Origin of the sequence: Asticcacaulis sp. SL142, from assembly GCF_026625745.1 — a bacterium.
Lineage (GTDB): Bacteria > Pseudomonadota > Alphaproteobacteria > Caulobacterales > Caulobacteraceae > Asticcacaulis.
Genome location: NZ_CP113061.1, coordinates 1,636,834 through 1,654,376 on the forward strand (window position 1 = coordinate 1,636,834; position 17,543 = coordinate 1,654,376).

Annotated in this window: 12 protein-coding genes and 1 pseudogene; 1 reads left to right on the forward strand and 12 read right to left on the reverse strand. The window is 50.3% G+C overall.

Annotated features, from left to right (window positions below; translation table 11 throughout):
• Nucleotides 1-2: 2 nt before the first annotated feature.
• The 3 genes from OVA03_RS07545 to OVA03_RS07555 all read right to left on the reverse strand — a co-directional run bounded on the left by OVA03_RS07545 (nt 3) and on the right by OVA03_RS07555 (nt 3,435).
• Complete coding sequence (locus tag OVA03_RS07545; protein ID WP_267527509.1) at nt 3-2,030, reverse strand: conjugal transfer protein TraG; 2,028 nt, start codon at nt 2,028-2,030, stop codon at nt 3-5.
• 641 nt (nt 2,031-2,671) lie between these two features.
• Nucleotides 2,672-2,848, reverse strand: a complete 177-nt coding sequence (locus OVA03_RS07550; protein ID WP_267527510.1) for a hypothetical protein — start codon at nt 2,846-2,848, stop codon at nt 2,672-2,674.
• Between the two features lie 110 nt (nt 2,849-2,958).
• On the reverse strand, nt 2,959-3,435 hold the full coding sequence (locus OVA03_RS07555; protein ID WP_267527511.1) for a hypothetical protein: 477 nt from the start codon (nt 3,433-3,435) through the stop codon (nt 2,959-2,961).
• A gap of 315 nt (nt 3,436-3,750) precedes the next feature.
• Between OVA03_RS07555 and OVA03_RS07560 the strand changes: the two are divergent.
• Nucleotides 3,751-4,505: pseudogene (locus tag OVA03_RS07560) on the forward strand (IS5 family transposase).
• Between the two features lie 265 nt (nt 4,506-4,770).
• Here the strand turns inward: OVA03_RS07560 and OVA03_RS07565 are convergent.
• The 9 genes from OVA03_RS07565 to OVA03_RS07605 form a co-directional block, all read right to left on the reverse strand.
• Nucleotides 4,771-5,466, reverse strand: a complete 696-nt coding sequence (locus OVA03_RS07565; protein WP_267527512.1) for a hypothetical protein — start codon at nt 5,464-5,466, stop codon at nt 4,771-4,773.
• Nucleotides 5,467-5,928: 462 nt separating this feature from the next.
• Entirely contained in the window at nt 5,929-6,798 is an 870-nt protein-coding gene (locus OVA03_RS07570) for a M12 family metallopeptidase (RefSeq protein ID WP_267527513.1), read from the reverse strand.
• A gap of 5 nt (nt 6,799-6,803) precedes the next feature.
• A complete protein-coding gene (locus tag OVA03_RS07575; protein ID WP_267527514.1) occupies nt 6,804-7,514 on the reverse strand; it encodes a hypothetical protein in 711 nt (236 codons plus the stop codon).
• Between the two features lie 198 nt (nt 7,515-7,712).
• Entirely contained in the window at nt 7,713-8,594 is an 882-nt protein-coding gene (locus OVA03_RS07580; RefSeq protein ID WP_267527515.1) for a glycosyltransferase family 2 protein, read from the reverse strand.
• A 76-nt stretch (nt 8,595-8,670) separates the two neighbouring features.
• Nucleotides 8,671-10,050, reverse strand: a complete 1,380-nt coding sequence (locus OVA03_RS07585; protein ID WP_267527516.1) for a condensation domain-containing protein — start codon at nt 10,048-10,050, stop codon at nt 8,671-8,673.
• The gene (locus tag OVA03_RS07590; RefSeq protein WP_267527517.1) at nt 10,050-11,876 is read right to left on the reverse strand and encodes an ABC transporter ATP-binding protein; all 1,827 of its coding nucleotides are present in this window, start codon (nt 11,874-11,876) and stop codon (nt 10,050-10,052) included. The genes OVA03_RS07585 and OVA03_RS07590 overlap by 1 nt, the downstream gene beginning before the upstream one ends.
• Before the next feature lie 46 nt (nt 11,877-11,922).
• Nucleotides 11,923-13,731 (reverse strand): ABC transporter ATP-binding protein, encoded by a 1,809-nt coding sequence (locus OVA03_RS07595; RefSeq protein ID WP_267527518.1) that lies wholly within the window; start codon nt 13,729-13,731, stop codon nt 11,923-11,925.
• 356 nt (nt 13,732-14,087) lie between these two features.
• Nucleotides 14,088-16,262: a peptidase domain-containing ABC transporter gene (locus tag OVA03_RS07600; RefSeq protein ID WP_267527519.1), complete on the reverse strand. Its 2,175-nt coding sequence runs from the start codon at nt 16,260-16,262 to the stop codon at nt 14,088-14,090.
• 2 nt (nt 16,263-16,264) lie between these two features.
• Nucleotides 16,265-17,527, reverse strand: a complete 1,263-nt coding sequence (locus OVA03_RS07605) for an HlyD family secretion protein (RefSeq protein ID WP_267527520.1) — start codon at nt 17,525-17,527, stop codon at nt 16,265-16,267.
• Between the last annotated feature and the right edge of the window lie 16 nt (nt 17,528-17,543).

Here is a 17,543-nt window from a genome sequence, read left to right on the forward strand (position 1 = left end):
CCTCAGAAACTGGGTAAAGGCTGGTCGCGCTCGCCCTCGTTAAGGGCGTGGGCGCGGGCAATGTTGGAGAGGCGGTCAATGACCCGCTTGTCGGCAATCACGTCATTGTCGTTGTCGGTCAGGCCAAAAAGATCATCGCTTTGCGGAACTGTGCGTTTGGCAGGTTCATCTTCTCCAAGTCCGGGGTGGCGCTGCTGTTGCAAGCCACCTTCGTCTTCGGCGCCTGCACCTTCTTCACCCTCAAGGGCCTTGATCAGGCGTCGGTCAGTGGCACGGACCTGACCTTCCCATACGTCAGGCCGGGCTTGCGGTCTGTCGGCGTAAGTGCCCTCTGATAGAACAGGCGGCGGCAGACGGCGGGATATAAAGTTGGCGTCCTCAAAGTATCTGAGTTTCTTCGCTTTGATGGGGGCGAGACCGGAAACCAGCACCAGCTCATCAGAGGGTGGCAACTGCATAACCTCGCCGGGCGTCAGGAGCTGACGGGCGGTCTCCTGCCGCGAGACCATGACATGCGCCAGCCAGGGTGCCAGCCTATGGCCGGCATAGTTCTTCTGAGCCCGCAATTCTGTCGCTGTCCCGAGGGCATCCGAGATACGTTTGGCAGTGCGCTCATCATTCGATGAAAAGGCTATGCGCACATGACAGTTGTCGAGGATGGCATTGTTTTCACCGTAAGCCTTGGAAATCTGATTGAGGCTTTGGGCAATCAGATAGGCGCGGATACCGTAGCCGGCCATGAAAGCCAAAGCGGTTTCAAAAAAGTCCAGCCGTCCCAGTGCCGGAAACTCATCAAGCATCATCAGCAACTGGTGACGATTGTGTTTGTTGGGATCACCTTCCAGGCGCTCTGTAAGGCGACGACCGATCTGATTGAGGATCAGGCGTACCAGTGGCTTTGTGCGAGAAATATCTGAAGGCGGGATGACCAGAAACAACGAGACAGGCTGTTTAGCATTGACCAGATCAGCTATGCGCCAGTCACAGGCTTCTGTAGTCGCCGACACCACCGGATCGCGATACAGTCCCAGAAACGACATGGCCGTGGACAGGACGCCGGAGCGCTCGTTCTCTGACTTATTTAAGACTTCTCTGGCAGCAGAAGCCACGACCGGATGCACAAGCGGCGCGTCCTTGGTGCCGAGATGATTGGTCGTCATCATCCGGTGCAAAGTATAAACAAAGGTGCGTTGGGGATCGGACAGGAAGGTCGCCACCCGTGCCAGGGTTTTGTCTTCCTCAGCATAAAGGACATGAAGGATGGCGCCGACCAGTAGGGAATGACTGGTTTTTTCCCAGTGGCTGCGATGTTGAAGTGCGCCTTCCGGATCAACGAGAATGTCGGCGATGTTTTGTACGTCGCGGACTTCGTCGTGACCTTTGCGGACCTCAAGAAGGGGGTTGTAGCGGGCAGAGCTCAGATCTGTCGGATTGAACAGAAGACAATGGGAAAACTTTGAGCGCCATCCGGCTGTCAGTTCCCAGTTTTCGCCCTTGATATCATGGACCACAACAGAACCGGTCCACGACAGAAGGGTTGGAATAACGAGACCAACGCCTTTGCCGGAGCGTGTCGGGGCAAAGGCCATGACGTGTTCAGGACCATCATGACGCAGATAGTCAGACCCCACCCGCCCTAAGAAAACGCCCTTGTCATTAAACAGGCCGGCCGCTTCGATCTCCGGTATTTTTGCCCATCGGGCAGAGCCATAGGTGGTGACAAAGTGCGCTTGTCTGGCTCGCCACAGCGACCCGAAGACGGCCACAACAAACCCCATAAAGCCGCTGGTCGCCGCGAGGCTGCCTGCCCTGAAAAAGACTTCGGGGGCATAGGCGTCAAAGTGATACCACCATGAAAACAACGACCACGGATGATAAACCGGAAGACCAAAAATCAGAAACCATGGCGTACCGAGCCCGGCCTGATATCCCAGTTGTGCGGCCGCCCATTGGGTTGACGCCCAGACGCCGAGCACCACGATCAAAAGAACGATCAGAATCTGGCCGATAAGCAGTTTTGTGGGGGTCATGGATCGGGTTCCGCTTGCCGCAGCCACAGTGCCGCGAACAGGGAACATGATCAGAGAAGGCCTCGGAATCTCATATGGCCGCTATGTGCGCTCACATGGTCTCGCTGCATCCCGGCGGCTCCAGATAAGGTCAGTTAGTAATGTATCGAGTCGCTTTGCCCCCGGGGTGCCCTTTGAACTGATGGTGTTGGATGGTTCTACGGCTCCAACGATGCTGACGAATACGTTTGGCTATTTCTGAGAGCATACACGGAGTATAAAGTTGCAGACTTAGAGGTTGCGCAGCATGAGCACTGCTATACGTCTATTGCCTCGCAACCTCTAAACGCGACTGAATTATTCAAACGTTTCGCAATTCTCATAATTATTCGAGATAAGAACAGCAAGGTGCGCCAAATCAAATAATTAAACCGCTTCGCCATTTGGTCTCAGCGTGACCTCCTCAAATAAAGCAGTAGAAAGCCACTTTTGGGAGAAGAAAAAGGGACAGAAAAACAAGAAGGGCGCTGAACCTGCGTACATGCCCGACACTAAACTAAAGGAGCTAAGCCCCCGGCTTTCTACCTTTATCCACTAGGGAAGCATGCAGTGCTAAAAAGGGCTGATCATCGGCCAAAAATTAGAGCTAAGTTTTTATACTTTTATAATTTGTCACCTGATGTCAACCGCTTGGGTATCCTTTTCACATCCATAATTAATTTGACAAAAGCTATCACTAAAAAAGCTAACGGTATCCAAGGCTCACGGCCGGTTGCAGCAAATAATATTGTCGCTATTAGAGCAATCAGTACAGCAGACACTTGCCATGCATATTTCATATTTCAGCTCCATTTTTAAATTTGCAACCCCTCGAAACAGTATACGAGGTCATTTCGAGGAATTGCATTCACAAATAACAATTATGTAACAGGCGAAAATGACAACATTATTAGCCATCACCATCTATAATATCTCTGAGATACTCTGCGCCAATACCATAAGCGGTTGCGATCGCAGTGACAACACCCCCGCCAATTGTAGCGACTCCTGCGGCTGCAATTATAGATAAGTCCAGAGCCACGCCAAACCAGTCTATTTCTTGATTTGCAATTTTATCGGCCCATGCATCGGAAAGGTATAGATTGCCATCCTGATCGACCACGAACTTATCATTGTCGCCATTTCCGTTGTCGTAAGGTGTACATTCACGATCATCGGGGCATGTGCCATTGCTATTGCTCGAGTTCTCATCGTCACCGTTATAGCTCATTATCCAAGAACCTGGTGCACCGTCTTGGCCATTTAGCGTTTCCCACGTCCAAGTGTTCCCTTCACTATCAGTGGAGGTTTCTCCATCGGCATACCCGCTGTGGGACGGCTGCCCACCGGCTATCCAACGCAAATCATCTGCATTTAAAACACGCATAACTACATCTCCTTAAATTAGAACAAGGCACGTCTTTTCTGATTTATTTGAAAGAGATTGCAGAGCTCGCGTGTTGTTAGATTTTATAGCGAATTTTACTGCAAGACTACGGTTTAACTCAACCGCGCAACACAATAAGAACGCATCTCTGGAAGTTTGTCCATCAAATTTTGAGCTTCATTTCATTTCAACGCATCAGATTTGAAATCGGGAATGCCTAATTTCGAGATTGACCTGCCACTAGGCTCAGGACCCATTAAATTTGTTGCGGGTTCGCTGATTGGCTGATTCATTCATTGGCCGGAGGGTCAGTTGATGAGTGATTTGTTTTTGCTGAGCGAGACGCAGATGCGTCGTATTGAACCGTATTTCCCTTTATCACATGGGATAGCGCGTGTTGATGACCGACGGATAGTTAGCGGGATCATCTATGTGATCCGCAATGGTCTACGATGGCGAGATGCGCCGCGTGAGTATGGCCCGCACAAGACGATCTATAACCGATTTGTACGTTGGAGCGCTTTGGGCGTGTTCAACCGGATATTCTCTGCCCTGGCGGGCGAGGCTGGGGAACCGGATCGATTGATGATAGATGCCACCCACTTGAAGGCGCACCGCACCGCGGCCAGCCTGCTCAAAAAGGGGCTGTTCCCAGACGTATCGGGCGCACCAAGGGCGGGCTGAACTCCAAGCTGCACGCCGTCTGTGACGGTGACGGCAGACCCGTTATCATGCTACTGTCCGAGGGGCAGATGAGCGATTACAAGGGGGGCAGCCTTGATGCTGGACGGCTTCCCACCAGCCTCAGAACTGTTAGCTGACAAGGGTTACGATGCGGATTGGTTCCGGGACGCTCTCGAACAGCGCGGCATAAAACCCTGCATCCCACCCAAGGCCAACCGCAAAACCAGATACCCTATGACAAGGCCGTCTACAAATGCCGACACAAGATCGAGAACATGTTTGGCAGACTGAAAGACTGGAGACGCATCCACACGCGCTACGACCGATGTGCGCATACCTTCTTCTCGTCCATTGCCATCGCTGCGACCGTAATCTTCTGGTTGTGATCAATGTATCTTTCCCCTAGAGCTCCAAGTCACACTAGGTGAAAATTCAGTGGCAGGTCATCTGCGTTTTGATGGATTGGAAATACACCCGACTTCGCAATCGAGAGTAGTTATTTGAAAGCTAGGTCAAAACGTTATCTTCTGGCAGATGTGCAAATGCCTCTTTAACAAAGTTTCACAATTGACAAAGAGTTCACATGCCCGGATGTTTCACAACATCTGAAAATAGCTGTTGCAAATCGATCCGAGCGGAAGGCGAGACGTACTACGCACCCTCGTCATGCAACCGTGAGAGAAACGATCCGTGAATGATCGGCCCACCTTTGTAACGTTTGATGATCTCATTCCATAAATGAATGGCGACTGTGAACTCTGTTGAGAAATCTTCAAGAGCGCAAGAGGGGTCGCATATCCAGGCAGCCTGCTTGTAGTGGCGAGGATAAAATACGCTACTTGGAGCTGCATTACCAGCCACCCCATAATGGTCCGCCAGTGCTGTGAGAGCATTTGGTCCCGCAGATCCCCACGGCATCATCGATACATTCGTACGTCCATTGGCCTCTAGCCTGTTAGAGGCGGCCTTAAAATCCTCCGGGCGCAACCAGAAAGGCACTTCTTTCTCATCGAATATACGCAACAAGCCCTCAAGGAGAGCTGAACAGGGGGGTAGCTTTAAGACTGCTGAATTTAGCCGATGCTCGCATTGTCTGCCAAAAATATAGCTGGGAGATGTATCAAGCGGGCGAACAAAATAGACATCAGAATCCACCCAAACCCCCTTTTCCTGACGCTGCAACTCATACCGAAATAGATCAGAAAATAAGGCGATGCTTCCGCTTTCATGGCGAAAGATCCTTGATCGAGGAAGAATAGTCGAAGCGTCTTCCACGCGTACGCCATCCGGAATTCCTGCGACTTCATCGTAGCAATATAAAGTAAGTGAATGCCCCTGCTTGAGCACAGATCGAAAACACGCTCTCTCAATGGGACCAAGCGATGAGCCAATCCATAGCGAATTTAACCTTACCATCGAATTTTTACCGCTAGCATTTGAACTCCCCCCTTAAAACAAATCAATGATTAGTTTATAAATAAACATGAAAATGTAGACAGATATGCTTTTAAAATAATAATTTAATCTGGACGAATGTTGCAAACATCGGAATATAAAGAATTAGCGCAAGGCTATAGATCCCTTACATATTGGTTACCATTGAGAAACGACACTATGACAATTTTCTCGGCGGATGATTATTTCGCTCCATTAACGCCTTGGATATTGGGCGCGAAACTAGGCCTTCAAGACTGAACCGGCTAATTTAGATTTGACAGGCAAATGAAACCTCATTCCCAATTAAGTCGAAGCGCTTTTTTTCTTGATCTGGGTATTGAGTTATTAAAGTGACCTCCGACAAATTTGGCATTACTGTCCAAGATTAAAGCGTCGTGCAACATTTGCGTCGCTCAAAGAGATCGAACAGTTCTGTCCAACTTTCATGCAGCCGCTCCCCAAATGGGAAAACTGGCCAGCGCACTTTTTTAACGCATCCTTGCCACTTCGCGTTAACGTAAACATGGTCTGCCACTTAGCATCAGTGAGCGCTAGGCTCGACTGATCCGGCGCATAATGCATGACTGAGCATAAATCATAGTCTGTACTGACAATTTCCATGTCGGGTAGCTGACTCATGGACACGCTCACGTTTCTGCACCGCGGGTTCCCATCGCAAGATGTGATCGTTTCATTTACGACTTCAGAAACAGTAATATACTCGTTTCTTGAAAATCTTTGGTGTTCATGTGCCAGTCCTAGAATGTGCCCAATTTCATGTAAGATCGGGCCATAATTTTCGCTCTTTTTTATATTCAATCGATTTAACTGGTCACGATATCCAAGGTATGCAGTAGTCGCCTGCCCCTGCGAAATGATCAATGTGTCTGGCTTGATCACAGGTTCGTAGGTGAACCTTACTCCGGTTGCGCGATGCCACGCATCCATCGCCCGACACACGTGATAGGCTTCGGAAGTTTGCGGCCATGTGTGCCACCCATGGCAACCATTATTACTTGCCCCTGATACTCGCAATGAGGCCGATATATGGTAGGGCACCTCACCATAGGGCCAGCTTTTTGTGCCCTGCAACACTGCACCAGCATTAGTAGTCGTGCCGAAAAGACACAGGGCAGTCACTACAGCCAGCATCACTGAGTAATATATGCGATGCACAAAAACCTCCATAGCGGAACAACAATGTGACGCCAGCGTCAGCATAAAAATGCTGACGCTGTTCATTATGATTACGGCCGGCTCACGCTATAAGGAGAGCCCGATCCATAGTTAGTGTCATATAATCCTCCTGGAGAGAAATCACTTAGCGAAGGAATATTTTCTTCAGGCTGATTTGACCAGCCGGGATGTGTTTGTTGCCAGGTTGACATTTTTTCAAGTGGAGTTGTCTCAGCGGCGAAAGGGCTGGCTGGGTCGCTATTGGCATGGGATGCAAGAGCGGCTGCAAGTGCCCCCATCGCATTCGCATCCCATTCTTCCTGACTCACATTATGACTCGTTGTTTGGTCGGAAGTGAAAGTAGCATCCCCGCTGGGATTGTAGCCTGGCTGCGAGTCCAGCTGCTCATACCACCAATCGGTCACATCATCCCAAACACCATCCACAAAATTCGTCACGTTATCCCATGCGTTTTCGATGGAATCGCCCCAGCTTTGCCAAGCCCATTCGCGGTCACCAGGGCCGTCGTATCCAAGGTTTCCGTCCAATCCAATGAAATCTCCAACTGCTGACAGCGCATCTTCCAACCAGCTATCTTGAGTTTCCTCGACGGCCATCTCCGTAAGGAACCATGATCCAGAGGCGCCATCCACGCCTCCTTGCGTCTGCCACGTCCAAGTATTCCCTTCGCTATCGCTAGAGGTTTCTCCATCCGCATACCCACTATATGAAGGCTGCCCTCCAGCCACCCAACGCATATCATCTGCATCTAAAACACGCATAACTACATCTCCTTAAATTGAAAAAAGGCGCGGCTATTTCGATTTATTTGAAAGAGATTGCAGAGCCCGCGTGTTGTTAGAATTTATGGCGAATTTTGCTGCAAAGTTGCGACTTAAACTTAGCCGCGCAATTAATAAAAACCTATCCATGCGCAACTGTCTATCAAAATTAGCAGCCGTGTCGGAATTTTTTCCAATTCATCCTATTTGAGCTATTTGAAAGTGGGGGGCTTCAGGTCTTGGCTCGAAACAGCACAAAACTTGATGTCTATCTCTCAGTTGCGTATCAATCACAGTGTTCCATTTTTGGTCGTACTGTTGAAAAAATGATATGTGCTTGGTATTGTTGACAACATCTTCATGCACCTCAGGACGTTGCGTTTTAACGTTTTGGAAATACTCCCGGCTTTGTAGCCGGTAGTGATTATTGAGAAGCTGGAATTGTGATACGTTGCTTTCTGGAAGATGTATGAATGCTTCATTTCCAAACGGCTGACCGTTTGCCAGCACTTTACGGCCGTTGGACGTTGTCGGATTGTGTTGTGAGAAATATTCAATTGCGGCTGGTCGAGTGATCGCTTTTAAAAACGATCGGCTATTGTGAGCCAGGCCGCGACGGGTGAATCCGTTCACAATTGAGAGTGGTTGTTGAACATGGCCATTTGACCCAAAGCTTAGCCAGGGAATGAGGACGGACTCCTGATCTTTGTATCGCTCCGTAATGGCAGAGATATTGGAATCAACAGTTGGATAAATGAACTCATCAAGATCGAACGCCCCAATCCACTCGGACTCGGCCCTGATCTGCGGAAGTAGCTCAGTATATGCCCCAATCTGATAGCCGTCCCTATGACAATGAAAGAGGCTTACATAGCCTCGCGTCAAATACGGCTCAATCACCTCTGCGTACTCATCATTGCTGGCGTTGTCGATTAAGTAGATGTGATCAAAGCCAAAGACTTTGTAATGCTCTATCCATTCAGCAAGTGCGTGCGCTTCGTTCCGAAAAATGCCAACCACAGCGTGGTGATAGCGGCTGCGGCGAGATGGATTTCGCGCATCCGGTATTAAATTGTTCATCAGTGGAAACTCCCAAACTTAAGCATATCCTGATCGACAATAGCTATCTGCTTACTCACCACACAGTCTCGCTGAATCAAGCCGGGGTTTTAGCGTGATGAACCAAGTAGTCATCGAACCGGGAAATCTGGATCTGTGGAGCCGAACATCCGGATCGCAGGACGTCTTCGAATGCCTGTAAATAGCCGAGAATCCGGCCACGGCCATATCGCATACTCCCCCAAAGGGCTTCGCCATTGTCAAAGATTTCGAGATAGTAGGCGTCTCTTGGTGCCGTTCTTTTGTCGTTCGCGTATGGCCGAATCCGAAGTGGAACAAACTGCTCGTCTACTTTGAACGGCGTTGCCCTGCTAGCCTCTGAAGGCAAAGTCCGGAAATTAAATACCGGTGCCTGCGCGGAAATTTTGTTGTGCGACAGATCAATTAATTGGAAATCACTGCGCACAAATGCCGTTTTTCGGCTCAGACTGACGGCGGCGTGAGTTCGAAGAACGGCTTCTGAGAAACTAGTATCTTTCGGTAGTGAGGTTGACACAAATATGCGGTCAGCGAGATTTCCGACGATCCTGGCGAGGTCGCCAATCTCACGCCCGGTCGTTATAACTTTCAGCATTGAATTTATACCATCTGAAAAGGGAGCATTGAGTATATTTTGAGCTGTCAGAAGTACCACGAACGGTGACGTGCCCAGATTTCGTGCTGCGGCCCGGACCGCTTCCGACACATCGCTATCAACCTCAAAGTAATCGCCTGCAGCCTCAAGACCTGACGTGATGGCGGTAAAATCCGCGACGACGCTGTCCCTAAGTCTGTTGATCACTGAAATACGAGCATTTTGGCCTTCCCGGGTTTCGACCCACATGTTTATTCCCCGAAGGTAGTCTTCGTATTTAAGTCGGACTGGTGATAATTTTGGCGGCTGGTGACGTGCCAATGCTCTATGAAGCGCAACGATCTCTGACAACAGGATACCCGCCGAGACCGCATCGGCAACAAAGTGGTGCGCGACTAATCCAACGTAATATTCGTCAGTATCACGCTTTACAGCAAAAACTTTCAGTAACGGTCCGGTTGCTATATCAAAAGGTGTCCATACAATTTCGCTAATGGCCTGCTCTGCGCTTTCCCTGTCCAGATTGCTGCAATCCAGAAACTGTAAGCGCGGCTCTGTACCTTCAAGTGGCACTAGCCACGGCGCGTTGTCGCGCTCCACTATACGGCAATTCAGGATGGTATGACGCTTCACAAGCTGCCGGACGGCCTGTTGAAGGGCCCCTAGCCTGAGAAAGCGAACACGGAGCATACCGTTGGGTTTGTTTGTCGAATCGGGTTTAGTAACCCCGTCTTTGAGCCCCCCCCATGCTGCCAGACAGAACGATCGTACCGGGCCACTCGGTCCAGCTACAAAGGTTGGAATAGATAAGGTCGAATGAATGTCGCCTTTGATTTCGTCCATTAAACTCCCTCCTGCAATGCGTTATCATTGGTATTTTCGTTTATATTGATGTCATTGAACTGCAGGGCGTGGAGGTGTGCGTAGAGGCCACCGGCGGCAATAAGTTCATCGTGACTGCCATGTTCAGCCACCTGCCCCTCGTCCAGGACATAGATGACGTCAGCATGTTTGATCGTTTCCAGCCGGTGGGCGATGATCAGGGTCGTGCGGCCCGTCATCAGCCTGGCCATAGACTGGCGGATATAGCGCTCGGATTCAGCATCCTGAGCGTTTGTGGCCTCATCAAATAAAAGGATGGGGGCATCCCGAAGAAAGGCTCGGGCTATAGCGATGCGTTGCGCCTGACCTTCAGACAAGGAAAGTCCCCCCTCCCCTATGCGCGTGTTCATACCATCAGGGAGGATCGCTATGAACGCATCAAGGCCAGTGGCCCGTGCCGCATCCAGAACCTCGTCATCCCTGGCATCCAGCCGGCCAATGCGGATGTTTTCCGCAAGTGTGTCACCGAAAAGCATAACCTGATGATCGACGACCGCGATCTGGTTGCGTAATGAGGCAGGATTAACCGAGCGAATGTCCTGGCCATTAACAAGAACCCGGCCCTGATCAGGATCATAAAAGCGCGAAATCAGGCTAAGCACCGTGCTCTTGCCTGCACCTGATCGGCCGACCAGCGCCGTGACCTTGCCAGCCGGCGCCACGATATCGACACCGCGAAGCGCGGGAGCCCCGGCAGCAGAATAGGAAAAGTGAACATCTTCGAGCCGGATGGAACCGGCCATGCGGACAAGATCCGGTGCTGCATCGGAGGCCAGAAGTGTGGACGGGCGATCAATGACCTCAAATACGCGCTGAGCCGCCGCCAGACCCGTTTGAAGGTCGATATTAACACGCGCCAAAGACCTGAGCGGTTGGTAAGCCCCGTAGACGGCCCCGACAAACACCACAAACGTTCCGGGCGTCAGGGCCTGCGCTACAACGTTCATACCGCCGTAGACCACAATCCCGGCAATTGCCAGGCCCCCAAGTAAGTCAAAAACTGGAAGTATAGCCGCTTGCAGACTTGTAACCTTAGTTATTAATTTTGCAGCAGAGTCGGCCAGCTTTTTGATGAGGTCGCGCCTTTGATGCTCAAGACCGAAGCTCTTTACCGTTTTCACGCCGGATAGCGCATCTAAGATCGACGCATTCAGACGCCCAACTTCTGCCTGTGCCTGAAGTGACGTTTCACGTAAACGCCCGCCCAGGTAAATCAGGCATAGGAGCGAAATCGGCAAGCCAATTATACTGAACGTCGCGAGTTTCCAGTCTGTTACAAACATGAGCAAAATCATGCTGAACACTGTCATCGTGTCCTTGCCTACCCGTAAGAAAAAGTTACAGAGATTCCCTCGTAATAAATTCACGTCATAGGTAAACCGGCTCACCAGAATTGACGGCGAATAGGTGATAAAATCAGTCATGTCTTTGGAGAGGACACTTTCCAGCAGGCGTTTCTGCAGGCCGAGAACCATCTGCTGCCCGACGTGAATCAGCATGACGCCCTGAATATAGCTCGTAAAACTTCGGGCTATAAAAATACCCGTCACGGCAAAGCCCAACATCCAGAGCAATGTAGTATCTTTGCCGATAAAGACCTTGTCGACTAATGGTCCCATTAGAAATGTATAGGACGATGCCATGGCCGCGATGACAAACATGCACAACACCGAGACGGCCAGTAGCAAGAGGTGCCGATGAAGTGAGTCGTCGTACAGTCTTTTCAAAAGTGAGAACGTTTGTCGTTGCGAATGGCGGCGCCGCTTAAGTTGACTATGAAATGGCATTTTGCCCCCCTTTAAACTTCTTCACATTTCTCATTGCGTTTCGTGCTCACATGAGTGTCGGCTCAGGATCATTGGTATTTTCGTTTATATTGATGTCATTGAACTGCAGGGCGTGGAGGTGTGCGTAGAGGCCACCGGCGGCAATAAGTTCATCGTGACTGCCATGTTCAGCCACCTGCCCCTCGTCCAGGACATAGATGACGTCAGCATGTTTGATCGTTTCCAGCCGGTGGGCGATGATCAGGGTCGTGCGGCCCGTCATCAGCCTGGCCATAGACTGGCGGATATAGCGCTCGGATTCAGCATCCTGAGCGTTTGTGGCCTCATCAAATAAAAGGATGGGGGCATCCCGAAGAAAGGCTCGGGCTATAGCGATGCGTTGCGCCTGACCTTCAGACAAGGAAAGTCCCCCCTCCCCTATGCGCGTGTTCATACCATCAGGGAGGATCGCTATGAACGCATCAAGGCCAGTGGCCCGTGCCGCATCCAGAACCTCGTCATCCCTGGCATCCAGCCGGCCAATGCGGATGTTTTCCGCAAGTGTGTCACCGAAAAGCATAACCTGATGATCGACGACCGCGATCTGGTTGCGTAATGAGGCAGGATTAACCGAGCGAATGTCCTGGCCATTAACAAGAACCCGGCCCTGATCAGGATCATAAAAGCGCGAAATCAGGCTAAGCACCGTGCTCTTGCCTGCACCTGATCGGCCGACCAGCGCCGTGACCTTGCCAGCCGGCGCCACGATATCGACACCGCGAAGCGCGGGAGCCCCGGCAGCAGAATAGGAAAAGTGAACATCTTCGAGCCGGATGGAACCGGCCATGCGGACAAGATCCGGTGCTGCATCGGAGGCCAGAAGTGTGGACGGGCGATCAATGACCTCAAATACGCGCTGAGCCGCCGCCAGACCGGGCTGAAGAGTGGCATTCGTTTTCGACAAAGACGGGATCGGAGCATAGGCTCCAACAATAGCTCCGACAAAAACCACCAACTCACCGGGTGTGAGCGCTCCACTGATAACCTGCATGCCGCCATAAATAATAACAACTGCGACAGCCAGTCCACCTATACCATCAACGACCGGCAAGATCGCGCCACCAACCCACGCCCCTTTGACAACCAGACGTGCGAGACTATCCATTTTACTAAATGCCTGCTGTTTCACTTTAGACATCAGACCTAAACTCTGGACGGTTCTGATCCCCTTAAACGCCTCATTGAGCGTTTGCGTCATATCGGCGACTTCGTTTTGTGTCGTAAGAGATACGCGCCGCAAAGCACGACCGAGATATTTCATAGGTATGATCGCCGCGGTCGGAAGGACAAGGCACATTAAAGCCATTTTCCAGTCGGTGAAAAACATCAGACCAATCATAGTCAGGATGGTCAGAGTGTCTTTGCCAGCAGTAAGGAAGACATCGCATACGGCCGCCCGGATTAAGTTGGCATCATAAATGAATGCCGCTGACAATCGCCCTCTGGACTGTTCCTGGATTTGGCCCAAACCCTGGTTTACTACGCTTTTAAATAACCGGCCCTGGTAATAGGCAACAATTTTCTGGCCAAGGGAGACGAGCAGAACCTCCTGAAGGTAACGGGCCAGGCTTCGAAAGGCAAAAATAATAAGTACGCCACCCGCAATAACCGGGAGCATCGCCGGGTCACGCGCGACAAAGACCTCGTCAATAAGCGGCCCCATCAGATAGGTCTGACTGGAGCTCATAATGGCAATGACAATCATACAGATCAACGCAACCGACAGACTCCAAATATATTTGCTAAGGGCCTCAGAGTACAATCGTTTAAAAATTGTAACTGATTTGGTGCGACGGCTGCATTCGGGTTTGGACATAACTTAGCTCCAGGCGCAAAAATCCATCCGCTCCGCAGATAACCGCGAATCGAGGGGAGCTTCGTGTGAATAACTGCTTACTTTGAAAAATAGACCGCCACGCACTGAGCAATCAGCGTCACCTTTTCATTACAATGCCAGCATTTTCTCAGTAAAAATATTTCATATGACCAACCCTGTTTATTATTATGTTATTTTATACTTCATTTTGCGCAAATTCATAAAATGAATAAACTAATTTTAAGTTTGCGCACTCACTTTTACTTCACATTATCTTGCATTTTTACCCAAGATTGTCCATCGAAAAAACGCTCCTTTTGCGCGTTTTTTTGCGCTAGCAGTCGTGTTTTCAAGCTTTACTCATCTGGTATCCTGCCACCAGATCCTGAATTTTGGGGATTGAGGATCTGGTTGATCGCCTGACTTCCCGATAAATCCGGATATGGATTTGATACCTTTGCAGATTTAGCAAACTGCCTCACAAGCCTGCCTTTTTTTATGTCGAAGACCTTATCTGCCGCTTCTATAGTCTCCCTTCGGTGAGCAATTACTATCCGCGTGATGTTCATGACCTTGAGGCTTTGGTTAATGATGCTCTCGTTTTTCACGTCAAGGTGAGAGGTGGCTTCATCGAAAAACAGAACCTTAGGTTTTTTATACAGAGCACGAGCAATCAGAAGGCGCTGTTTCTGTCCACCAGAAAGACTTCCGCCCATGTCACCTACATGAGAGTCTGCTTTCATGGGTAACGCCAGTACTTCCTCTTTAAGTGCTGCCATCTCCAGCGAAGTCCACACACGGTCCATGTCGATATGATCATCAAAAAAAGCAACATTTTCCGCGATCGAACCTGACAACAACTCGTCATCCTGCATTACAACACCGTATGAACGTCGCAATAGCTTGGCCCCCCAAGCTCTGATCGGCCGACCATCAACTTTCACTTCACCGCCTGTCGGGTTATAAAGCCCGCTCATAACTTTCATCAGACTGCTTTTGCCTGCTCCAGACGGCCCCACGATGGCCAGAAAGTCACCTGCCTCAATTTTTAGATTGATGTTCTTGAAAACAATTGGCTCATGGGGCGCATAACGGAATGAAAGGTTCTCAAGATAAATTTGCCCCTGCAACTCAGGCAAAGCCGTCTCCACACGATCAATACCTTCCTCTTTGGGATTCAGCACAATGTCGGCGAGGCGCATTGAATAAATATCACTCAGTTTCCACTGTATGAATTGTTCGACAACCTTAGTTACCGCTCCTGTAAACTGCCCCTTATAAGCCATGAAGGCATAGAGTATTCCAACCGTCAGATTGCCGGCGATTATAGCCATTATTCCAAGATAAATGACGGATGTTGTCACCAGGACATCTAGGCCCTGATGAACGGCATCTACCGAGAATTTGAAGCGGGCAGATTCGAGGTTTCTTTTGATCAGTGTTGAATACTGATTAGACCACTGGGTTTCCTGCTGCGTTTCTGCCGCCATCGTTTTGACAGTCTGAATAGCCTTTATCGTCTCGATCCTCTTGCCGTTTTCCGCAATCATCGCTCCGAGGCTTTCAGCACTCAAACGCAGAGAGCGTGGCAATGTCACGAGTCGAACTATTACGTAACAAACCGTACCCCCGACTACGAGTAATCCCAGTTTCCATTCGAACAGGAACATCATCAGCAAGGTTGTAATCGCCAGAACGCCGTCAATTGCCGACGACATAAGGCTACCCGAAATCAAATCTCTGATCGGATTAATGGCATCAAACCGTGAGATCGTATCCGCAAGTTTTCGCTTCTGAAACCAGTCGAGCGGCAGTCTCACCAAATGACGAAACAGCCTAAGGCTCATGTCCCAACTTAGGTATGCAGACAGGTGCTGCATAGCAAAGTTGCGCAGCAGAGCCGCGCCCATATTGAAAAGCCCGAACAAACCAAATCCAACAGCCAAAACTTTAAGAAGCTCAGCGTCGCCCTTTAGAGCCGCCTGATCTATAGCGAGCTGCATGTAAAAGGGGCTGGCGATAACATAGGCCTGAAGCATAAGTGACAGAATCAAGGTCTGGCCAAGGCCTGCAAAAAGCTGGGGCGTATACCGCATCCACGACCAGATACTTATAGAGGGCTGCGGCTTTCGGGGCTTGAATGCCGGCGCTTCGCTGAGTTCGAGGGCTATACCCGTAAAGCGCCGCCCGGCTTCCGTCCGGGTCATCTTAACCCTGCCCAGCGCTGGATCATGGTAGAAAATGTGGGTTGCAGTAACACGATCCAGAACTACAAAGTGCTTGAGGTTCCAGTGTAAAATGGCGGGCAGCCTGAGTTGGTCCAGTTCTTCGATTTCGCAGCGAACGGCGCGCGACATCATATCCAGTGCGGCCGCGATATCGGTCATCTGCTGCAAATCCAGGCCGCGACTGGATGTCGGGAATCTCCGTCGCAGTTCTGCCAGATCATGGTGGGCGCCCATTTTCGCGGCCGAATATGCGATGCAGACCAAACCGCATTCTGAGTGCTCGGATTGAAGGTACTGAACCATCTTCAATCTTCCGATCGTTTACGCAAAGCTGTGATTGGATCCAGCAGCCATTCGAACAGAGACTTCTCATCAAGCACAAGATCCGCAGTGAGTTTCATGCCCGCCTTTAGATCCCAGGACCGTCCGTAAGCCTGATGGGTATCTTTGTTAAGAGCTACGACCACTTTGTACATTTGCTCTTTTGTCTCCAGCGGCACAGGCAGTTCATTCGGCATAATCGGTGCCATTGATATTTCTTCGACATGACCATGCCCTACGCCAAATGTCTGATAGGGATAGGCATCAAACATGATACGAACCTTGTGGCCTTTTTCGACAAATCCAATCGCGCGCGAAGGCACCCACAGAACGACCTGGGGCAGATGATCACCGCTAATGGGTACAAGGAGTGCCAGGGTTTGATTGGCTTGTACGAAGTCACCAACCCGGGCCTGGAGGTTTGTAATCTGTCCGGTCTTAAGTGCGTTTATACGCCCAGCCTGGTCCGACTGGATTTTAAGCTGCCTCTCTTGAAATTGCGCCTGAGAATTGCCCTGATTTGTACGAATGACGCTGAGATCATGCCGAGTAGCCGCAAGTTCAGACTCCATCTGCGCCACTTGATATTTTTGCTGTGCCAGGGTTTGATCCATTTGCAAAAGTGACTGACGCGCCTGCAAAAGATTATCCTTCCGGACACCGAGCTGAGCTTGCGAAACATAGGCTTTTTCGGCCAGCGTATTCATAGCCTCATAGCTTTTCTCCAGGATGGCCACCCGCTCCAGCTGCAAGGATCGTTGCTCCCGCAAAAGCGGCAGGCTTTCGCGAATGCTGTTCAACTTTGCGTCTATTATATGATTATTTTCCTCGAGACTGAGCTCGCGAGCCATAGCTTCGTCTGAACTGAGTTGCATTTGCTGGCGCGTAATCTGGTCAACCCGGTTCGACAACCGACTGCCGTCCTCAAGAACCGCATCATACGACAATATAAACAACGGCTCTCCAGATTGGACAGTTTGTCCACTCTCAGCAGAAACCTTCGTAATTACACCGGCGCGGCCAGAGGTCACCCTTACCACTCCCTCTGCCGGAACCACCTGCCCAAAGACAGTTTCCTTTTTACCGTATCTGGCAATCACCAGAAAAATTACCGCAATGACAAAAAGTGCAACCATAAAGACGACTAACATCCAGGTGGCCAGACCCTGATTATTGACGGGCCCTCCCGTTCTGTTGCGGGATGCATCAACTGCTTCTTTTCTGAAAAATGATGTATCGTCCGGCATTTGCCCCCCTGCCTAA

Bases quoted from the DNA above. Each gene is read 5' to 3' on its own strand.
- OVA03_RS07545 (WP_267527509.1), bottom strand. From the start codon at position 2,030: ATGACCCCCACAAAACTGCTTATCGGCCAGATTCTGATCGTTCTTTTG.
- OVA03_RS07550 (WP_267527510.1), bottom strand. From the start codon at position 2,848: ATGAAATATGCATGGCAAGTGTCTGCTGTACTGATTGCTCTAATAGCG.
- OVA03_RS07555 (WP_267527511.1), bottom strand. From the start codon at position 3,435: ATGCGTGTTTTAAATGCAGATGATTTGCGTTGGATAGCCGGTGGGCAG.
- OVA03_RS07570 (WP_267527513.1), bottom strand. From the start codon at position 6,798: ATGAACAGCGTCAGCATTTTTATGCTGACGCTGGCGTCACATTGTTGT.
- OVA03_RS07575 (WP_267527514.1), bottom strand. From the start codon at position 7,514: ATGCGTGTTTTAGATGCAGATGATATGCGTTGGGTGGCTGGAGGGCAG.
- OVA03_RS07580 (WP_267527515.1), bottom strand. From the start codon at position 8,594: ATGAACAATTTAATACCGGATGCGCGAAATCCATCTCGCCGCAGCCGC.
- OVA03_RS07585 (WP_267527516.1), bottom strand. From the start codon at position 10,050: ATGGACGAAATCAAAGGCGACATTCATTCGACCTTATCTATTCCAACC.
- OVA03_RS07590 (WP_267527517.1), bottom strand. From the start codon at position 11,876: ATGCCATTTCATAGTCAACTTAAGCGGCGCCGCCATTCGCAACGACAA.
- OVA03_RS07595 (WP_267527518.1), bottom strand. From the start codon at position 13,731: ATGTCCAAACCCGAATGCAGCCGTCGCACCAAATCAGTTACAATTTTT.
- OVA03_RS07600 (WP_267527519.1), bottom strand. From the start codon at position 16,262: ATGGTTCAGTACCTTCAATCCGAGCACTCAGAATGCGGTTTGGTCTGC.
- OVA03_RS07605 (WP_267527520.1), bottom strand. From the start codon at position 17,527: ATGCCGGACGATACATCATTTTTCAGAAAAGAAGCAGTTGATGCATCC.